19 protein-coding genes and 1 other RNA gene are annotated in these 14,933 nt (G+C 61.7%); 11 read left to right on the top strand and 9 right to left on the bottom strand.

Features of this window, described 5'->3' with window-relative positions:
- Positions 1–74 precede the first annotated feature (74 nt).
- Positions 75–620 carry an AAA family ATPase gene (locus tag R3C98_RS17225; RefSeq protein ID WP_371315310.1) on the bottom strand — a complete coding sequence of 182 codons (546 nt, stop codon included), beginning with the start codon at positions 618–620 and terminating at the stop codon, positions 75–77.
- Positions 621–693: 73 nt separating this feature from the next.
- Between R3C98_RS17225 and R3C98_RS17220 the strand changes: the two genes are divergently transcribed.
- Positions 694–1,860 (top strand): hypothetical protein, encoded by a 1,167-nt coding sequence (locus R3C98_RS17220; protein ID WP_371315309.1) that lies wholly within the window; start codon positions 694–696, stop codon positions 1,858–1,860.
- Between the two features lie 2 nt (positions 1,861–1,862).
- A complete protein-coding gene (locus R3C98_RS17215) occupies positions 1,863–2,210 on the top strand; it encodes a DUF1428 domain-containing protein (protein WP_371315308.1) in 348 nt (115 codons plus the stop codon).
- Positions 2,211–2,302: 92 nt separating this feature from the next.
- On the opposite strand, the gene rnpB is transcribed toward R3C98_RS17215, so the two are convergent.
- From rnpB to R3C98_RS17200, 3 genes are all read right to left on the bottom strand, one after another.
- Positions 2,303–2,673, bottom strand: an RNA gene (rnpB, locus tag R3C98_RS17210) — RNase P RNA component class A.
- A 46-nt stretch (positions 2,674–2,719) separates the two neighbouring features.
- Entirely contained in the window at positions 2,720–3,256 is a 537-nt protein-coding gene (locus R3C98_RS17205) for a low molecular weight protein tyrosine phosphatase family protein (protein WP_371315307.1), read from the bottom strand.
- 88 nt (positions 3,257–3,344) lie between these two features.
- Positions 3,345–4,247, bottom strand: a complete 903-nt coding sequence (locus R3C98_RS17200) for a CHAD domain-containing protein (RefSeq protein WP_371315306.1) — start codon at positions 4,245–4,247, stop codon at positions 3,345–3,347.
- Positions 4,248–4,552: 305 nt separating this feature from the next.
- Here R3C98_RS17200 and R3C98_RS17195 point away from each other — a divergent pair, with 305 nt between their 5' ends.
- On the top strand, positions 4,553–5,143 hold the full coding sequence (locus R3C98_RS17195) for a hypothetical protein (protein ID WP_371315305.1): 591 nt from the start codon (positions 4,553–4,555) through the stop codon (positions 5,141–5,143).
- Between the two features lie 134 nt (positions 5,144–5,277).
- A complete protein-coding gene (locus R3C98_RS17190) occupies positions 5,278–6,210 on the top strand; it encodes a YihY/virulence factor BrkB family protein (protein WP_371315304.1) in 933 nt (310 codons plus the stop codon).
- On the opposite strand, the gene R3C98_RS17185 is transcribed toward R3C98_RS17190, so the two are convergent.
- Both R3C98_RS17185 and R3C98_RS17180 read right to left on the bottom strand, forming a co-directional pair.
- On the bottom strand, positions 6,207–6,962 hold the full coding sequence (locus R3C98_RS17185) for an N-acetylmuramoyl-L-alanine amidase (protein WP_371315303.1): 756 nt from the start codon (positions 6,960–6,962) through the stop codon (positions 6,207–6,209). The two genes, R3C98_RS17190 and R3C98_RS17185, sit on opposite strands and share 4 nt — an antisense overlap.
- Positions 6,962–7,864, bottom strand: coding sequence for a DMT family transporter (locus tag R3C98_RS17180; RefSeq protein WP_371315302.1), 903 nt, complete (start codon positions 7,862–7,864; stop codon positions 6,962–6,964). Before R3C98_RS17180 ends, R3C98_RS17185 begins: the two co-directional genes overlap by 1 nt.
- 203 nt (positions 7,865–8,067) lie before the next feature.
- On the opposite strand from R3C98_RS17180, the gene R3C98_RS17175 reads away from it, so the two are divergent.
- From R3C98_RS17175 to R3C98_RS17155, 5 genes are all read left to right on the top strand, one after another.
- A complete protein-coding gene (locus tag R3C98_RS17175; protein ID WP_371315301.1) occupies positions 8,068–8,463 on the top strand; it encodes an energy transducer TonB in 396 nt (131 codons plus the stop codon).
- Positions 8,464–8,604: 141 nt separating this feature from the next.
- On the top strand, positions 8,605–9,312 hold the full coding sequence (locus R3C98_RS17170) for a hypothetical protein (RefSeq protein ID WP_371315300.1): 708 nt from the start codon (positions 8,605–8,607) through the stop codon (positions 9,310–9,312).
- Positions 9,309–9,935 (top strand): class I SAM-dependent methyltransferase, encoded by a 627-nt coding sequence (locus tag R3C98_RS17165; protein WP_371315299.1) that lies wholly within the window; start codon positions 9,309–9,311, stop codon positions 9,933–9,935. The genes R3C98_RS17170 and R3C98_RS17165 overlap by 4 nt, the downstream gene beginning before the upstream one ends.
- A 1-nt stretch (position 9,936) precedes the next feature.
- A complete protein-coding gene (locus tag R3C98_RS17160; protein ID WP_371315298.1) occupies positions 9,937–10,755 on the top strand; it encodes a DUF3445 domain-containing protein in 819 nt (272 codons plus the stop codon).
- Positions 10,756–10,818: 63 nt separating this feature from the next.
- Complete coding sequence (locus R3C98_RS17155) at positions 10,819–11,256, top strand: EVE domain-containing protein (protein ID WP_371315297.1); 438 nt, start codon at positions 10,819–10,821, stop codon at positions 11,254–11,256.
- On the opposite strand, the gene R3C98_RS17150 is transcribed toward R3C98_RS17155, so the two are convergent.
- Positions 11,253–11,987 (bottom strand): class I SAM-dependent methyltransferase, encoded by a 735-nt coding sequence (locus tag R3C98_RS17150; protein WP_371315296.1) that lies wholly within the window; start codon positions 11,985–11,987, stop codon positions 11,253–11,255. The genes R3C98_RS17155 and R3C98_RS17150 overlap by 4 nt on opposite strands.
- Before the next feature lie 81 nt (positions 11,988–12,068).
- Positions 12,069–12,620: a D-glycero-alpha-D-manno-heptose-1,7-bisphosphate 7-phosphatase gene (locus R3C98_RS17145; RefSeq protein ID WP_371315295.1), complete on the bottom strand. Its 552-nt coding sequence runs from the start codon at positions 12,618–12,620 to the stop codon at positions 12,069–12,071.
- Between the two features lie 92 nt (positions 12,621–12,712).
- On the opposite strand from R3C98_RS17145, the gene R3C98_RS17140 reads away from it, so the two are divergent.
- Complete coding sequence (locus R3C98_RS17140; RefSeq protein WP_371315294.1) at positions 12,713–12,967, top strand: hypothetical protein; 255 nt, start codon at positions 12,713–12,715, stop codon at positions 12,965–12,967.
- A gap of 3 nt (positions 12,968–12,970) precedes the next feature.
- On the opposite strand, the gene R3C98_RS17135 is transcribed toward R3C98_RS17140, so the two are convergent.
- Positions 12,971–14,224: a TCR/Tet family MFS transporter gene (locus R3C98_RS17135; protein ID WP_371315293.1), complete on the bottom strand. Its 1,254-nt coding sequence runs from the start codon at positions 14,222–14,224 to the stop codon at positions 12,971–12,973.
- A 97-nt stretch (positions 14,225–14,321) separates the two neighbouring features.
- Here R3C98_RS17135 and R3C98_RS17130 point away from each other — a divergent pair, with 97 nt between their 5' ends.
- A complete protein-coding gene (locus R3C98_RS17130; protein WP_371315292.1) occupies positions 14,322–14,927 on the top strand; it encodes a GNAT family N-acetyltransferase in 606 nt (201 codons plus the stop codon).
- The last annotated feature ends 6 nt before the right edge of the window (positions 14,928–14,933 follow it).

Here is a 14,933-nt window from a genome sequence, read left to right as displayed (position 1 = left end):
CTCGGTGAGAGCTGGATATGCAAATTCTGGGTCCAGAAAATGTATTTTGGACCCAGAAATTTTCCTGCGACGGGTCAGGTGCGTCCCGGCAAGTCTGGCACCGCAGACAGGATGCAGGCCATCCGGGCTTCGATGGAGACTTTCGGCAGGATGCGCGTGTCATAGCCGAACGCCGGAAATGCGGTTTCCAGCCTCGTATATTCGGCCACGGCCTCATCGATTCCGTGGCGGCGTGCGGCGTCGGCTGTGAAGATTTCCGGCCAGGGCGGGGCCAGGAAGACGGTCCGGCCGTAGCGATAGGTCTCCGCCAGTGCTCCGGCTGCAGGATCGCCCGTTACATGCGTGAGCGCTGCAACGGCGTCCACGACGCCCCGGTCGAAGAAAACGGGACCGGTCAGCTCGCGCGCCGCCATATGGTCGGCGATGGCGAGGTCCAGCGTGCGATGCAGGAATGCCTCGATATCCGTCCACGGCAGGGCATTTCCGCCGGTTGCCTGTTCGGCCTCCACCACGCGCCGGCCCGGCTCTTCCACCACATGGTGCCCGCGGGCCTTCAGCGCATCCAGCAGCGTCGACTTGCCCCCGCCCGAGCAGCCCGAAATCAGAATGAAGTGGTCCATGCATCCAATCTCTGGTTAAGTGTGAGGCGACGGTTTGGGCCGGGGGGGCAGGCCGCATCGCAATGGGGGATTTATGCACATCAGATTGTTCATTATCGTTTGTCTGACAGCTTTGCTGGTCCGGGCCTTCCCGGCGAACGCCGAAGGCGAAACGGCCGATCCCGATCCGTACGCCCCCCTTGATTCCTGGATGCGTGCAGAAGCGCTGAATGAGCGTTGCAACATACTCAACTATTTCGAAGTCCGGACCATCGACAAGTCGATCAATGAAACCGGGCAGGACACGCCGGAAGGGAAGGCCAGTCTCTACGCTGTCGGTCAGCCGGGGTTTGAGGACAAACTGGCAGAGTACAAAACGATGCTAAGCGCGCACCGCAAGCAAGCTCAGGCAGATGTGACCGACCGGCCGTGCACCCCTGCCGACGCCGATATAATGGCGGCGCGCTCTGCCTATGTTCCCTTTTACCTGAGGGCGATGCTGGCCGCTCAGACTGCGCCCGAACTGAATTCAGGCCGCGCCGGGCAGAAGACTGCAGCCATGCAGCTTGGCCAGTTTGCGGGGAGTATGTTCGGCGACAATTATCAGTCGGTCGCCAGCCAGATGATTGCGCAGAATACGAGTGAAGGCGTGACGCCATCCGGTGCCTGGAAGAGTATCCGGACCAGCGTTTTTGATACCTTGTGGCAAATACGGCTGGACGAGAAGAAGTACGCGTACCAGCCCATTCCGGGTGAGCCGGGATATTATAGGGCCAAACTTGCAAATGTTGACGGCGCCTTTTTCCCTGCCCGCCTTGGTCACCGGTTTCACCCGGATATCCGCGACGCGTCCGGCGCAAAGATCCGGATCAATCAGGCCGAGGGTGTGATGAACAGTGGACGGATTGTCATCCTGGTCAGCAAGGACGCCGCCAATTGGGGACCGAATACGCTGGAGGCGGAACTCCTCGTCCAGGACGCGCCAGACTCGATGGCGTGGAACAAGAATGACTGGCGGGCCGGCACAATCCGGTTCCGGGCTGAAAAACTGGACGACCCGTCCTGTCCGGCAGATTTCTGCTTTGTCTTCCCGGCGGAGGCTTCAGATGCCATTCGCGTCCGCCGTGCGGACAAGGGCGCGAGCTACAGCTATGAATTGTTCATCGGCCCGCCAAACCTGTTTCCTCTGAAGGATGAGGAAAGCACCTATCAGCGCGACAGGTATTACCCGCCAACTTTGCCAGAAAGCCAAGGAGAGTGAGCATGAGCTATGTCGATGGTGTGGTGGCCGCCGTGCCGGAAGCTAACAAGGAAGCCTATATCGAACATGCCCGCCAAGCGGCTACGATCTTCAAGGAGTTCGGCGCCACGGAGGTTGTGGAATGCTGGGGCGACGATGTGCCCGAAGGCAAGATCAACTCCATGCACACGGCCGTTCAGCGCAAGGAAGGTGAAGCCATCATCTTCTCGTGGATCATCTGGCCGTCCAAGGAAATCCGCGATGCCGGGTGGGGCAGGATGATGGAAGACAGCCGGATGGCAAATCAGGAAATGCCATTCGATGGGTCACGGATGATCTTTGGCGGCTTCGACATGGTGCTCGAAGCCTAGGATTGCTGATGAAGCCCTGGCTTTCGCTGCGGGCCTTTTCTTCCTTCATTCGAACCTCGATCGAATGATGACGCGCAGCGTCACCGGAAGAAAAGACCAGACGGCCTGTAAGCCGGGTTCTGTTCGCCTGATTGCTCAGGTCTGGCAGCCATTCCTCTGGGATGCCTGTTGCCAGGCACCTCACGCGACACACCCGGGGCGCAGGCGGGATACAGCCCATGCGCGCCCCCTATTCGGTCTTGCTCCGGGCGGGGTTTACCGTGCCGGTCCTGTCGCCAGGCCCGCGGTGAGCTCTTACCTCACCCTTTCACCCTTACCTCCCCGAAGGGAGGCGGTTTGCTTTCTGTGGCACTTTCCCTCGGCTTGCGCCGGGCGGCCGTTAGCCGTCGCCCTGTATCCCTGGAGCCCGGACTTTCCTCCAGCATGCCGTTACCAGCATACCAGCGGCTGCCCGGCCGTCTGGTCTGGCGGGTATATAGGGCCAAGGGCCGCTGAAGGCCAGCCCGCGTTTATTCCGCCCCGAAGATCAGCGGTTCGCAGCGTTCGCGCAGCAGGTCGATCAGTTCGTCTTCCATGAACTGGTAGTCGTCCGGGATATCCAGCACGTGCAGCGCCTTGTAGGCGACTTCCTGGCGGAAATCGGCGCGCAGGCGCTGTTCGTGCTTGTCCTCCATGACGAGGATCATGTCGGCCCAGCGGATGTCCGCCACGGTGATCTTGTGCCGGGCATTGTGCGCGGTGCCGGCCGAGCGGGTGGCGACCCCCTCGATGCGGGAGAACATGGCTTCGCCGGTCGGGCTGCGCCATTTGTTGTGGCTGCAGACGAACAGGACTTTCAGGGGCATGGCGTCCGCCATAAGGGTCTCCCATTCCCGGTGCGGCCATATCTTGCCGATCTGGCGCGCGCGGCCAAGCTTGTTCGCCCGCCGGTAGATCAGTTTCCAGCTTTTTTGTTCAAAGCCACGATAGGTGGGGGCAGCCTTGCGGTCGCCGTCATGCTTGCGGGCTTCCACGCGGCGCGCGGCCCGGCTTGCGGGGTGTGACATCGTCTTTTCCTCATGTTGTCGGGTCAGCAGCCGCGGCAACACGAGAGAAGGGGGAGATAGGGCGGGGCGGACCCGCGCGCAAGGAAAATCAGGTGCGCGCCGTGTCCTGCCAGGTCGTCCAGTACACCCCGATGCTTTCGCCGAAGGGGCGGGGCTTTTCGGCGAACAGGCGATGGCCATGGTGCAGGCAGTCCGGCGCCAGGCGCTGCTCTTCCGCCTCGATCAGGCCGCCCAGCACTTCGCCCACTTTGGGATCGGCGCGCTCGATCAGCGGCAAGACTGTCAGGCGGAAAACCGCAAAATCATGCAGGTCGCCCAGCGACGTGGCGAGGTGGCGCGCCTCGACGATCCGTGCATGGATCATTTTCGGCCAGACATGTTTCATGAGGCGCATGTGATACCAATGGTACTTCACCCGCTTGCGGAACTCGTGGAACTCCACCGGCGTGCCGTCCGCTTCCGCCGCATCCAGCGTCTTCACGGCGCGCTTGTAGGTCTCGGCCACGCCGCGGCCCAGGATGTCCGCCGCCTTGCCTTTGACCTTCCAGTCGTCGGTGCGGGCGAGGGCGGCGACGAACGCCTCCCGCGCCCCGGCAAGGCGTTCGGCGACGTGGGCATCGTCCGCCGGCAGGCTGGCGGCGGCGAGCGTCTCGCGCACATCGGCGAAGAATGTCCCACCGATCACCTCGCCGAAACGCGCCTCCAGCGCGGTGACGGTTTCCAGCAGGGCGCCCGCATCGCGCAGATCTGCCAGGCTGCGCGACAGGTCCCGGAAGGCGGCATTCTCGTCGCCATACGCCTTGAAGCCCGGCCGCACGAGCCGGACAAGGCCGCGCACCTTCTTGCAGCGCTTGCGCAGCTGGTGAACGGTGGTCACCGGGCCAAGCGTCTGGTCGTCGATCTCGGCAATCGCCGTCTCGATCTGGCTGCGCGCAATGCGGCGCACCCCATGGGTCAGGGAATGATCGGACAGGCGAAAGGAATAGGACAAGGCGGCGTCTCGTTACGGCGAAAGCGTTTTGTATCCCAACCGGGCGGCGCGGCCAAAGCGATACGCGTGACAGTGGAATCAGGGTGGGGGCTTCTGCCTTGGTCCGGTATGATCATGGCAAGTCATGCATGATCATGACGAAGTCAGATTTCGTGCGCTGCAGGTCATGACGGAGACGCGGCGAGGGACAGGTTCCTTTGTCTCCCACACCCAGCCCGCCGCAGACCCCTGCGAAGGCAGGCATCTTCGGGCGATTGATAGGGCACTTATCCACCCCATAAACCCTTCATGGCACGTTCCCCGCCATGACAGACCGCACCGCTTTCCTCTCCCAAGCCTTCAACACACTCGCCCGCGCAATCGCCGAGACAGGTGTGAATGCCGACCTCTACAAGACGCCTGAAACAATCTCGAAATCGGTGAACCGGCGCGTGCGGGCTGAGCTGAAGCGGCTGGCCGTGCTACTCCGCCGTCTGATCTTCCTGCTGGCGCTGCAGATGGAGCTGGCGCCTCTCAAACCGCGCATCGGAAGCAATTATTACGAACCGAAACAGGAAGACGCTGAATACCGCTACATCTTCACCCTGGTGCCCGCGTCATCGCGGCCTTGCCCGCAATTCCTGAAGGGTCCGGTGACGCTGCCCGTGCCCGGACCCGTTCCCGCCGCACCGCTGATCGCGCGGTGGCAGGCCATGCTGGACACAATGAAGCATCACAAACGACGCGCCCGCTGTCTCGCCCGCACGATCCAGCGCTGGCAGGCGGCTGGCGAAGCCCGTCCGCATGTGCCGCCGATCCCGAACGCGCACCGCATGCCGGCGGCCGTGGCCCTCGTCTCCGGTGGGCTGACCGTGCAGCTGCTCGACGCGCTGAAGACCTGGCCGGATTCAAGCTGACCTCAAGCACAATCAGGCCTACTTGCCGGAACGCGCCCCGCGTTTCCGGGCGGAGGTGCTGGCGGAAACCGAAGGATATTGGCCAACAGGCGCGAACCGGCTTAAACAGAAGCCAACCTCCCGGAAGGATGCGCATGCGGCCATGGATTGAGAAACTGCCCCTGCCGGACCCGGTGAAGGTCTGGGCTGTTGAGCCGGTCTGGGGCGCAATGATGCGTCTGTCGAAGCCGGAAGTCCGCATCGTGACCGGCGGCATCAGCTTCTATGCGCTGTTCTCGATTTTTCCGATCATCTATCTGACGCTGAGCCTGTTGTTCGCGCTCCTGCCGCTGGACCTGTCACAGCGTCTGGCCGGAACGGTGGACGAGGTGCTCGTCTCGGCGGTCGCGCCCTTGTCGCGAACGGATCTTGAAACCATCCGGCAGGTGACACCGCAGGGTATTACCCTTCGGGCCTTGCTGGCGGTGATCATCGTTCTGTACACGGCAAGTTCCGGCGCCAAGGCGGCCATCACCGGCATCCGCATGGTGACCGGATCTGAGCGGCGCACCCGCATCATCCGCTTCCAGGGCGTGTCGATCCTGATGACGGCGCTCCTGATTCTTACCGTCTGGCTGCTCGGCGCAATGCAGCTGATCCTGTCCTTCATCACCGAGAAGCAGGGCTTCATCGCCTATGATGTCGCGCTGCAGGTCAGCCACCTTGCCTCGCAGCTCTGGCTCGGCAAATGGCTCGCCTGTTTCGTGATCTTCTACATGATCCTTGCGGTCGCCCTGCACGGCCGGCTGAAGGGAAGCCGGGCGAAAGTGGCGGGTGCCGCGGCGGGGGCGCTCACCTGGGTGATCGCGACCTGGGGCTTTCACCTCTATCTGAAGTTCACCGCGCTCGACAATTTTTACGGCGCGCTGGCCTCCGTGATCCTCGGTTTCATCTGGCTGGCGACCTCCGTATCGGCACTTCTCTTCGGCGCAGCCTTGACCGCCGAGTGGGCCTCCCAGCCGGGGGAGGCGGAACTCATCGCCGAGGAAGACGAAGAGGACGATATCGTGATCGGCGGCGAAGCCTAGCCGGCTGAATAGAGCGCGTGGATCACGCTGATCTGGCGCAGGGTCTGGAGATCTGCCGTGCCGGTGACACGGTCCGGCAGCCAGCGGCGCTGGAAAGCGCGGACGACCGCTTCGGTGAGGTCGTCATAAGTGCCGCTGGGAGGCAGGCCATAGCCGATGCGCTGCAGGTGGTCCTGCATCCGGCGGACACTGGCGCTTTCATCCCCGGGGGAAAGGCCTTCGGCTCGTGCCGTTGGAGCCTCCAGGTCTTCGATGTCCGCCCAGATGCCGATTCCGGCGCGGGCAAGCTGCTCCCACGGGAAGTGCTCGCCCGGGTCCTGCTTGCGTGAAGGGGCAATATCGGAATGGCCGACAATCCGCGTCTGCGGAATGTCATGGCCGGCCAGGATCCGGTGGCAGAGTTCGATCAGCGCATCGATCTGGGCCGTGGGGTAAGGCGGCAGGCCGCCACCGGGTTGCGGGAAGTCGTGCCCGCCATTGACGATCTCGATGCCGATGGAGCGGGAGTTCAGGTCTTCGTCGCCCTGCCAGCTGGAGACCCCGGCATGCCAGGCGCGGCGGTCTTCGGGGACCATCTGGTCCACCCGGCCATCCTCCCAGAGGAGGTAGTGGGAAGAGACCTTGGCCTCCGGGTTGCGGAGCTGGTCGAAGGCGGCCTGGCCGGTCACCATGCCGGTATAGTGCAGCACCAGCATGTCGACGGCATGCTTGCGCTCATCGAAGTTCGGGCTGGGCGAGAGGGTGATCTCCATCAGCTGTCTCCGGCCCCCGCTTTGCGCCCGAGGGCCGCCTCGGGCAGGCGGGTGTTCTGGCGTACCGCGATCATGAACACACCGGCCAGCGCAATGACCGCGCCAAGCAGCAAGCGCGGCGAAACCGGCTCGTTCAGCAGCGCGACACCGAACACCACACCCCAGATCGGCGTCATCAGGGTGAGGGGCGAGAGCATGGAGACATCATACTTCTTGATCAGCGTGTAGAAAGCGCCATGCCCGAAGATGGAGACACCTGCGATGGCGAACAGGCTGGCCAGCCAGACCGGCCAGCCGCCATGGATATAGGCGTCCACCTGCCCGCGCTCCCAAAGGAAGGAGACGGCAAACAGCGGCGCAAAGCTGAACAGGCCGACCCAGGCCTGGACCTGCAGCCCGGTCAGCGGCGGCATCTTCTTCATCAGGATGCCGCCGAAGGAGCCGATAAAGGCGGAGCCGACAACGAACATCAGCCCGACAGAAATCTGGAAGCTCGAGGGGTCGAACGCAATCAGCACAACGCCTGCAAAGGACAGCATGATGCCCAGCCCCCGGCGCCAACCGATCGTTTCACCAAGGAACGCCATGCTCATCAGGGTGGAGATTGGCACGCCGAGCTGTCCGGTCACGGCAACGGCGGAGGCTTCCGCTGACGTCAGCCCGAGGAAGAGCAGGGCGAAATTCAGCGACCCGATCATGATGGAGATCAGGAGCAGCGTGAACAGCTTCTCCGGCACCGGCCGCAGGAAAGGGATCAGGAACAGGGCCACGCCCGCAAACCGGACCGCAGCGAAGAACAAGGGCGGAATGTGCATGTCCGCGACCACCCAGCGGGTCAGCACGATATTGAGGCCCCATACGAGGCAGACACCGAACAGGAGCAGAAAGTCACGGAAATTCATAGTTGCCCCGTATCAGGCTTTTCCCGGTTTGGGCAGCCACGACGGAAAGTGAGGGTGTGAACTTTTTGGTGTGGTGGTTGCAATCTTTGGAGGGTTCTGGCTTCCACCATAGAGGGGAACCCGATAGGAACCTTGTCTCGCAGATTTTAGTTGGCACTGTGAAGAGCGCAGACGGGGGTACAGCTTTGCTGAAGTATTTGGCGATGACACTGATCGCGTCTGCCATGCTCGTCGATTCGGGTTTGGCTCAGACACCGCAAGACGATGTGTCCAACGATGTCGAAATCATCGAGCCGCCGCGGCCTTTGTACCCTTTTCTTGCAGAGGTTCTGGGCATTGAAGGGATGTGCGAGGTTCGGTTCAATCTGCTTGCAGGCGGTGTGCTCGTCGAAATCGAAGAAATCGCCTGCACCCATCCCGTATTCTGTTCTGCCGCCCGTGACAGCGTCAGGCAGGCGAAGTTTCGGGTCATTGACCTGCCGGGTTCAAAACATCCCGGACAGCGCAACAACTTAGTGTATCCGATGGAATTCAAGTTTGATGACAGCGAGCGTACCTGGTCTGGTGGCGCACCCTGCACGTCTGATCTCGTTTCCTGATCCAGTCCAGCGGAACAAAGGGCGCCTTCGCCTGTTTAGCTGTCTTCCTATTGAAGCCGCATTCAGGCTGGGTTTAAGTTAAACTGTATAAGGGTGTGTGGTTGAGCTGCCGGCGTGCGGCGGCCATACGGGAGTAGGTGGATGTCTCTGATCTGGTGGATTCTGCCAGCAATTTCAGGTGTGATCGGGCTGATGTTGCTGTTTGCCGGCTTCGGTAAACTGGCCAGCCTAAAGCCGGTGAGCGGTGGTGGCCGGCTGATTTTCGGCGTCGGATTCCTGGGGCTTGCCGGGATTGTGGCGCTGTCTGGCCTCAACCTGCAGACCTATAAACGCCTGACGCTGGAACGCGATGCGGCGCATATCCGCTTCGACGCGGTCGTCGACCAGCCGAACACCTACCAGGCCACGCTGACTGTGCCGCAGGAAGTGGAGCCGCGTGTCTACACACTGACGGGCGACGAATTCTCGATGGGCGCGCAGGTAATCAAGTTCAAACCGCTTGCCAACATGTTGGGCTATGACTCCGTCTACCGGCTGGAATACCTCGAAGGCCGCAATTCGAACCGCTACTCTGTCGAGGGTGTGACGAAGGCAGAATCCAACGGGATCCGTCTCTATGCCAATCCGGGGCTGGATGTCCGCAAGTTTGCGGCAGAGCAAGGCGCGCGCTTCGGTCTGGAAGACGCGCAGTATGGGTCGGCGACCTATATGCCGATGGGCGACGGCTACGAATTCGATGTGAACATCACGCAGGATGCGCTGGTGGCCCGGCCAACCGAGCCGACGCGCCTGCTGATGCAACGGGCGGTCTATCCCGGCTTCCAGCCCGGCGTGGAGACGAAGCCATGAATCCCTGGGAAAAATACGTCGTTCCGAACCTGATTTCATGCGCCTGCGCATCGAAGCCGATGATGAAGCAGCGAGAGAAAGTCATTCCGCACGCAGAGGGAAAGGTTCTGGAAATCGGCTGCGGCAGTGGCACGAACTTTTCCTACTATGATCCGGATAAAGTTGAACACCTTTATGCGCTGGAACCGTCCGAAGGCATGCTGAAAAAGGCACGGCGTGCTGCAGGCGCATTGGGAATTGGCAACAATATCGAGTTTATGGCGACCGGTGCGGAATCTGTTCCACTGGAAGACCATTCCATCGACACCGTCGTCTACACATTCGTCCTGTGCACAATTCCGGACTGGAAGAGCGCTCTTGTGGAAACGCGTCGCCTGTTGAAGCCGGGTGGCAAGATCATCTTCTCTGAACATGGCCTTGCGCCGGACGAAGATGTTGCGAAATGGCAGCGCCGCGTTGAACCAGTGTGGAAACCGCTCGCGGGTGGATGTCACCTGACACGCGACACCAGGAAGATGTTGGAAGAAGCCGGTTTCGAACTGCAGGACGCCGAAAACATGTATTTGCCGGGAACCCCGAAAATCGCCGGCTTCTGCTCTTGGGGAACTGCCGTCCCGGCCTGACATGCGGGAACCACCCTATTTGCCATTCCTGTCCGGCCCGGCAAGCCTTGCGCCGGGGCTGAAACCGATTCCGCCGGAACAGCTGATCGCGCCGGATACGGAAGCTGATCTCTGGCTTCCCGAAAAGCGGCAGATCATGAGAACGCGCCGTGACGACGTGTTCGTCTCCAACCTTCCGGACGCGCCACTCGAAGAAGCGGCGGCACTCGTAACGCGCCATCTTCCGCCATCGGAGGAAATATGGCCAAGCGCCCTGGAAGCCGCAGCGGCCCGAGTGTCCGACGATCTTTGCCTGCTACAGCGCGGGGAGGATGGGCTCTGGCGGCTGGAGGCGGCGAGTCTCGTTGCGCCAACTTTCTGGCGGCTCGCGGATAAGGCCGGCCAGCCGCTTGGAGGGCTGCATGACCCGGTGCCCGGCGCCAATCCCGGTCTCGTGTCGAGGATCGCGCGGATGTTTGATGCGTTGCGCCCTGGCCAGGTGCTGGAGCGTTTCAACTGGACTGTTCAGGCAGGTCCGGCCCGGTTCACGCCGAGTGCGGCGCCCCTAAAGGCGCTCGCGGCTGCGACGAGTGATGCAGATGCATTGGATGTGCTGCACTTGCGCGTGGAGCGGCAGACGATATCGAAACTGCCGGAAAGTGGTTTGCTGCTGTTCACTATCCGCATTGCCGTAGACCCCCTTCGCGCTGCGCTGTCGTCCCCACAAAGGATCGAAGCGTTTCGGGCGGCATGGGCGGGAACCGACCCCGCGCTGGCCGATTACAAAGGCTGGCCAGCCTATGACCCATTGGTGCATGCGGCTCTGGCCAGCCTTTCCTGACCAGGCCAACCGCGTTATGCCTCAGGCCGAATCGTACACCGCAGAGCAAAGACGGAAGACGCAATGAAATACTGGCTGATCAAATCCGAACCCGATGCCTGGAGCTGGGACGAGCAGGTCGCCAAGGGCGAAGAAGGCGAAGAGTGGAGCGGCATCCGCAATTACCAGGCGCGCAATTTCATGCGCGAGATGAAACTGGGGGACCGGCTCTTCTTCTACCACTCCAACAAGGGGCTGGAAGTCGTCGGCATTGCGGAAGTGTGCAAGGAGAGCACACCGGATTCGACAACGGATGATCCGCGCTGGGACTGTGTCTGGGTGAAGGCACTGGCACCGATGCCGAAGCCGGTCAGCCTGAAAGATGTAAAGGCCAATCCGAAGCTGAGCGAGATGAGCCTTGTCACGTCGTTTCGACTTTCCGTTCAACCGGTGACGGCTGCGGAATGGAAGGAAGTCTGCAAAATGGGCGGTATTGATCCAAAGACGCTGAAGCCGGTCTAGGCAGGTTTCCGGTAGACGGAGACATGCATCCGGCTATCGGCAGTGAAGAGAGATTTGTCCCAGCCGCCCCAGCGGTTTTCCAGTTCCAGTCCGGCAAGTTGCGCCATCAGATCGGTCTCCTGCGGCCAGGCATAGCGCATCGGCAGAGGCGTCAGCCTTGTGCCTTCAGACGTAACCCGCAGGACCTGATAGTCGATGCGCTGCGTGGTGGGATCATGAATGGCCGCCTCCAGTGCGAGCGCGCCGAAGCTGATGTGGCGCGGCTTTACACTGCGATGATCGTGGAACTGCAATAGGTCCGGCACGAAGGCTTCGACCAGGAAGGCTCCGCCGGGCGCGAGCATATCCGCGGCATTCCGGAAGCACTTCACCTGCGCCGCCTGGCTGGTGAGGTTATAGAGCGTGTTGAAGATCAGGAAGATGAAGCCGAACGTCCCCGCTGCCTTCACTTCCGACATGTCTCCGACAGTGACCGGAATGTCCTCACCGCCCGGTTTCTCGCGCAGCTTCTCCACCATCAGGGGGGATGCTTCGATCCCTTCGATGTTGCAGCCGCGTGCAGCTAGGGGCAGGGCAACGCGCCCGGTACCGATCGCGAGCTCCAATGTGCGCCCGGGGAGGGCAAACTCCGCAAGCAGATCAACGGCAGCCTCGGTCGTGCCGGGATTGTGCAGCAAATCGTATTCGTCAGCGTTCAGTTCGCCGAAGGTTTCCGGGCCATAGTTCTTCATGGGCGCACAAAATCAGGGGGCAGATAAAACATCCCGAAGCCCATAGCATGGTAGGCGCTTCCATGCGAGGTTGATTTTTGCTTACCCGCGATTGCCTTCTTCAAAACTGGCGAGGGTCCACTCTGCAAATTGCGCAAGATTTCCACCGCTGAAAAGAAAGCCGGCAACGCCTGCCGCGCGTGCCGCCTGCATGTCGGCTTCCTTGTCGCCAATCATGAAGCTCAGTTCCCGCTTCACCGGAAAGTCCGACATGGCATGCAGGAGCATGCCGGGCTTTGGCTTGCGGTCGAAACTGTCCTTCCGGTAGGCGGGGTTTTCACCTGCCTCGTGATAGGGGCAATAGTAGATCCGGTCGATGTGCGCTTCGGCCTTGGCGAGTTCAGCCTGCATCCATTCATGCAACGCATGCATGTCCGCTTCAGTGTAGTAGTTCCGGGCTATGCCGGACTGGTTGGTGACCACGAAAACATACCAGCCGCGCTTGTTGAAGGCCGCAATGGTTTCGGCCGCGCCGTCGACCCATTCGAAATCTTCGATCCGGTTCACATAGCCCTTGTCGACGTTGATCACGCCGTCACGGTCGAGGAACAGGGCAGGGCGCATTTCAGGCATCGGGCAGGTCTTTGCCTGCATCCACCGGCGCTGGCAACTGCGGCGGATGCTGCCAAGGCTGGACGTCAGGGGGAAGACAGCGTTTGTTGCATGTCTGCCGGGAGATTGTGCCGATGGGTTTTCTTGTATCTGTCCTGCTGACTGCCTTGGGCGGTGTAACGGCTGGTCTGGGAGTCGCGCGACTGATGCGCGGGAACATGACCGGCGGCCTGCTGGGCGGCATGATCGGCGCGATGGCGGTCCACTTTTATCTTTATCCCGCATCAGAAGGCGACTTGCCCGGCGGTTTTCTGGCCGTCCTCCAGGGCGCAGTGGGGGGAGCGGTCGTGGGCCTCGCCGGCGGGCTGATGATGCGGAAAAAGACCTGATACCTATTCGGCAGACGAAGGGATGGCGTCCCGGTTGACCGCCACGCCGCGCATGAACGGTGCGAGTGAGAGCAGGGTCAGCGTTCCGGCGAGCAGGAAGGCCGCGCCGGCAAAGTGAACCACCGCACCGTCATGGGTAAAGGCGAACAGCACCCCGTTCATGGTGAGTGGGCCGATGATCATGGCCATCGCATTGAGGCTGGACGAGGCACCCTGCAGTTCTCCCTGCGCATTGGCGGGGGTGACCGTTGACATCAGTGAGTTCAGCGCGGGGGATGCCAAGCCGCCCAGCGCACCCCAAGGGACAATCGCATAGACCATCCAGCCCTGGCTGGCGAAGGCAAACGCGAAGAGAGACGCGATGTTTGCACCGAAACCGAGCAGCGCCGTCTTTACTGTTCCGATCCGGTCGAGGATCAGTCCCATCAGGCCCGCCTGAACCACGCCTGCACCAACGCCCACCAGGCCCAGCGAGAAGCCGATCTCCTTCGGCGTCCAATCGTAGCGGATCTCCGAATAGACGTTCCAGGTGGACGGGAAGACCGTGTGCGCCAGCATGAAGATGCCAGCCGCGATCAGGAACCAGCCGACATGGGGCAGCTTCGAGAAGTGCTTTGCGGCGCCGAGCGGGTTGGCGCGCCGGATGTCGAAGGCGCGGCGATTTTCAGGCGCAAGCGATTCCGGCAGGACGATCAGGCCGTAAAGGAAGTTCAGAAGGGCAAGGCCTGCGCCCGCGAAGAACGGCGCGCGAGGGTCGATCTCTCCGAGGAAGCCGCCGATCACAGGACCGAACACGAAACCGAACCCGAAAGCGGCTCCGATCATGCCGAAGGCGCGGCCCCGGTCTGCAGGTGTGGTCACATCCGCGATATATGCATTGGCGGTGGAATAGGTCGCCCCGGAAATGCCGGAGAGCGCCCGGCCCAGGAAGAGCAACCAGATATTGTGGGCAAAGCCCATGATCAGGAAATCAATTGCCAGCGTGAAGATGGATGCCAGTAGAACAGGCCGCCTGCCGAATTTGTCTGACAGCGCGCCCATCACCGGCCCGAACAGGAAGTTCATGATGGCATAGGTCGCGGCCAGAGGGCCGAGCCAGAGCGTCGCCTCTTCCGAGGTGACATGCGCCAGTTCGCGGATCAGGGCTGGCACCACCGGAATGATGAGGCCGAAGGCCAGCATGTCCAGCGCGACCGTCACGATCACGAAGAAGAAGGCATTCTTGCCGTGTTCTCGGGGAGGGGGGCTATCCGACATGGCTGGCAGGTTTGGCCCTGCCAGCTGGCAGGGTCAATTGGTTTTGACGTGTCGTCATGGATTGCCCGAACTGCCGCTTGGGCGCAGTATGTGCGCCATGACGGAGGGCATTCCGATCACGCGCCATCCGGCCTCGCCGGAACAGGTGGAGCGCATCCGTTCCGCGGTTCGCGGGGCGGAGATGCTGAACGATTCACGCCTCGCGCAGCCAGAGGATGCAGAGGGACTTCACGCCCTGTTTGCTGAGCCGAAGGTGAATGCGCCGATCTATTCCCTGCCTCGGCCGCTGAATGTGGAGAACGTCCGCAAATTCATCGAGGAACACCTCGCCCAACGTATGCGGGGTGAGGGGCTGCTTTTTGTGCGGGATGCCGGGGACGGCCGGATCATGGGCTATTCAGATATTCAGGTCTGGCCGGAATGGGCGGCAGGTGAGATTGCCGGCGGTCTTCACCCGTCGCTGCACTCGAAGGGGAGCGGTACGCAGGGCGCGGCTCAGACCTTCACCTGGATGTTCGACGTGCTGCATCTGGACCTGATCTGCGAGACAGCGAGCCTGGAAAACGTGATCACCCAGCGCATGCTGGATGGTATGGGATTTCACCGAAAGGGCCAGGTGACCTCCACCCGGCCCGACGGCAGCACACGGGAATCTCTGGTGTGGGAAATGACCCGTCCGGAATGGGCGCAGCATAACGCCTGACAGGCT

Source organism: Hyphomonas sp. (genome assembly GCF_041398465.1).
Lineage (GTDB): Bacteria > Pseudomonadota > Alphaproteobacteria > Caulobacterales > Hyphomonadaceae > Hyphomonas.
Note: the sequence above shows the minus strand (reverse complement) of the source record. Positions and strands in the feature narration are given on the sequence as shown.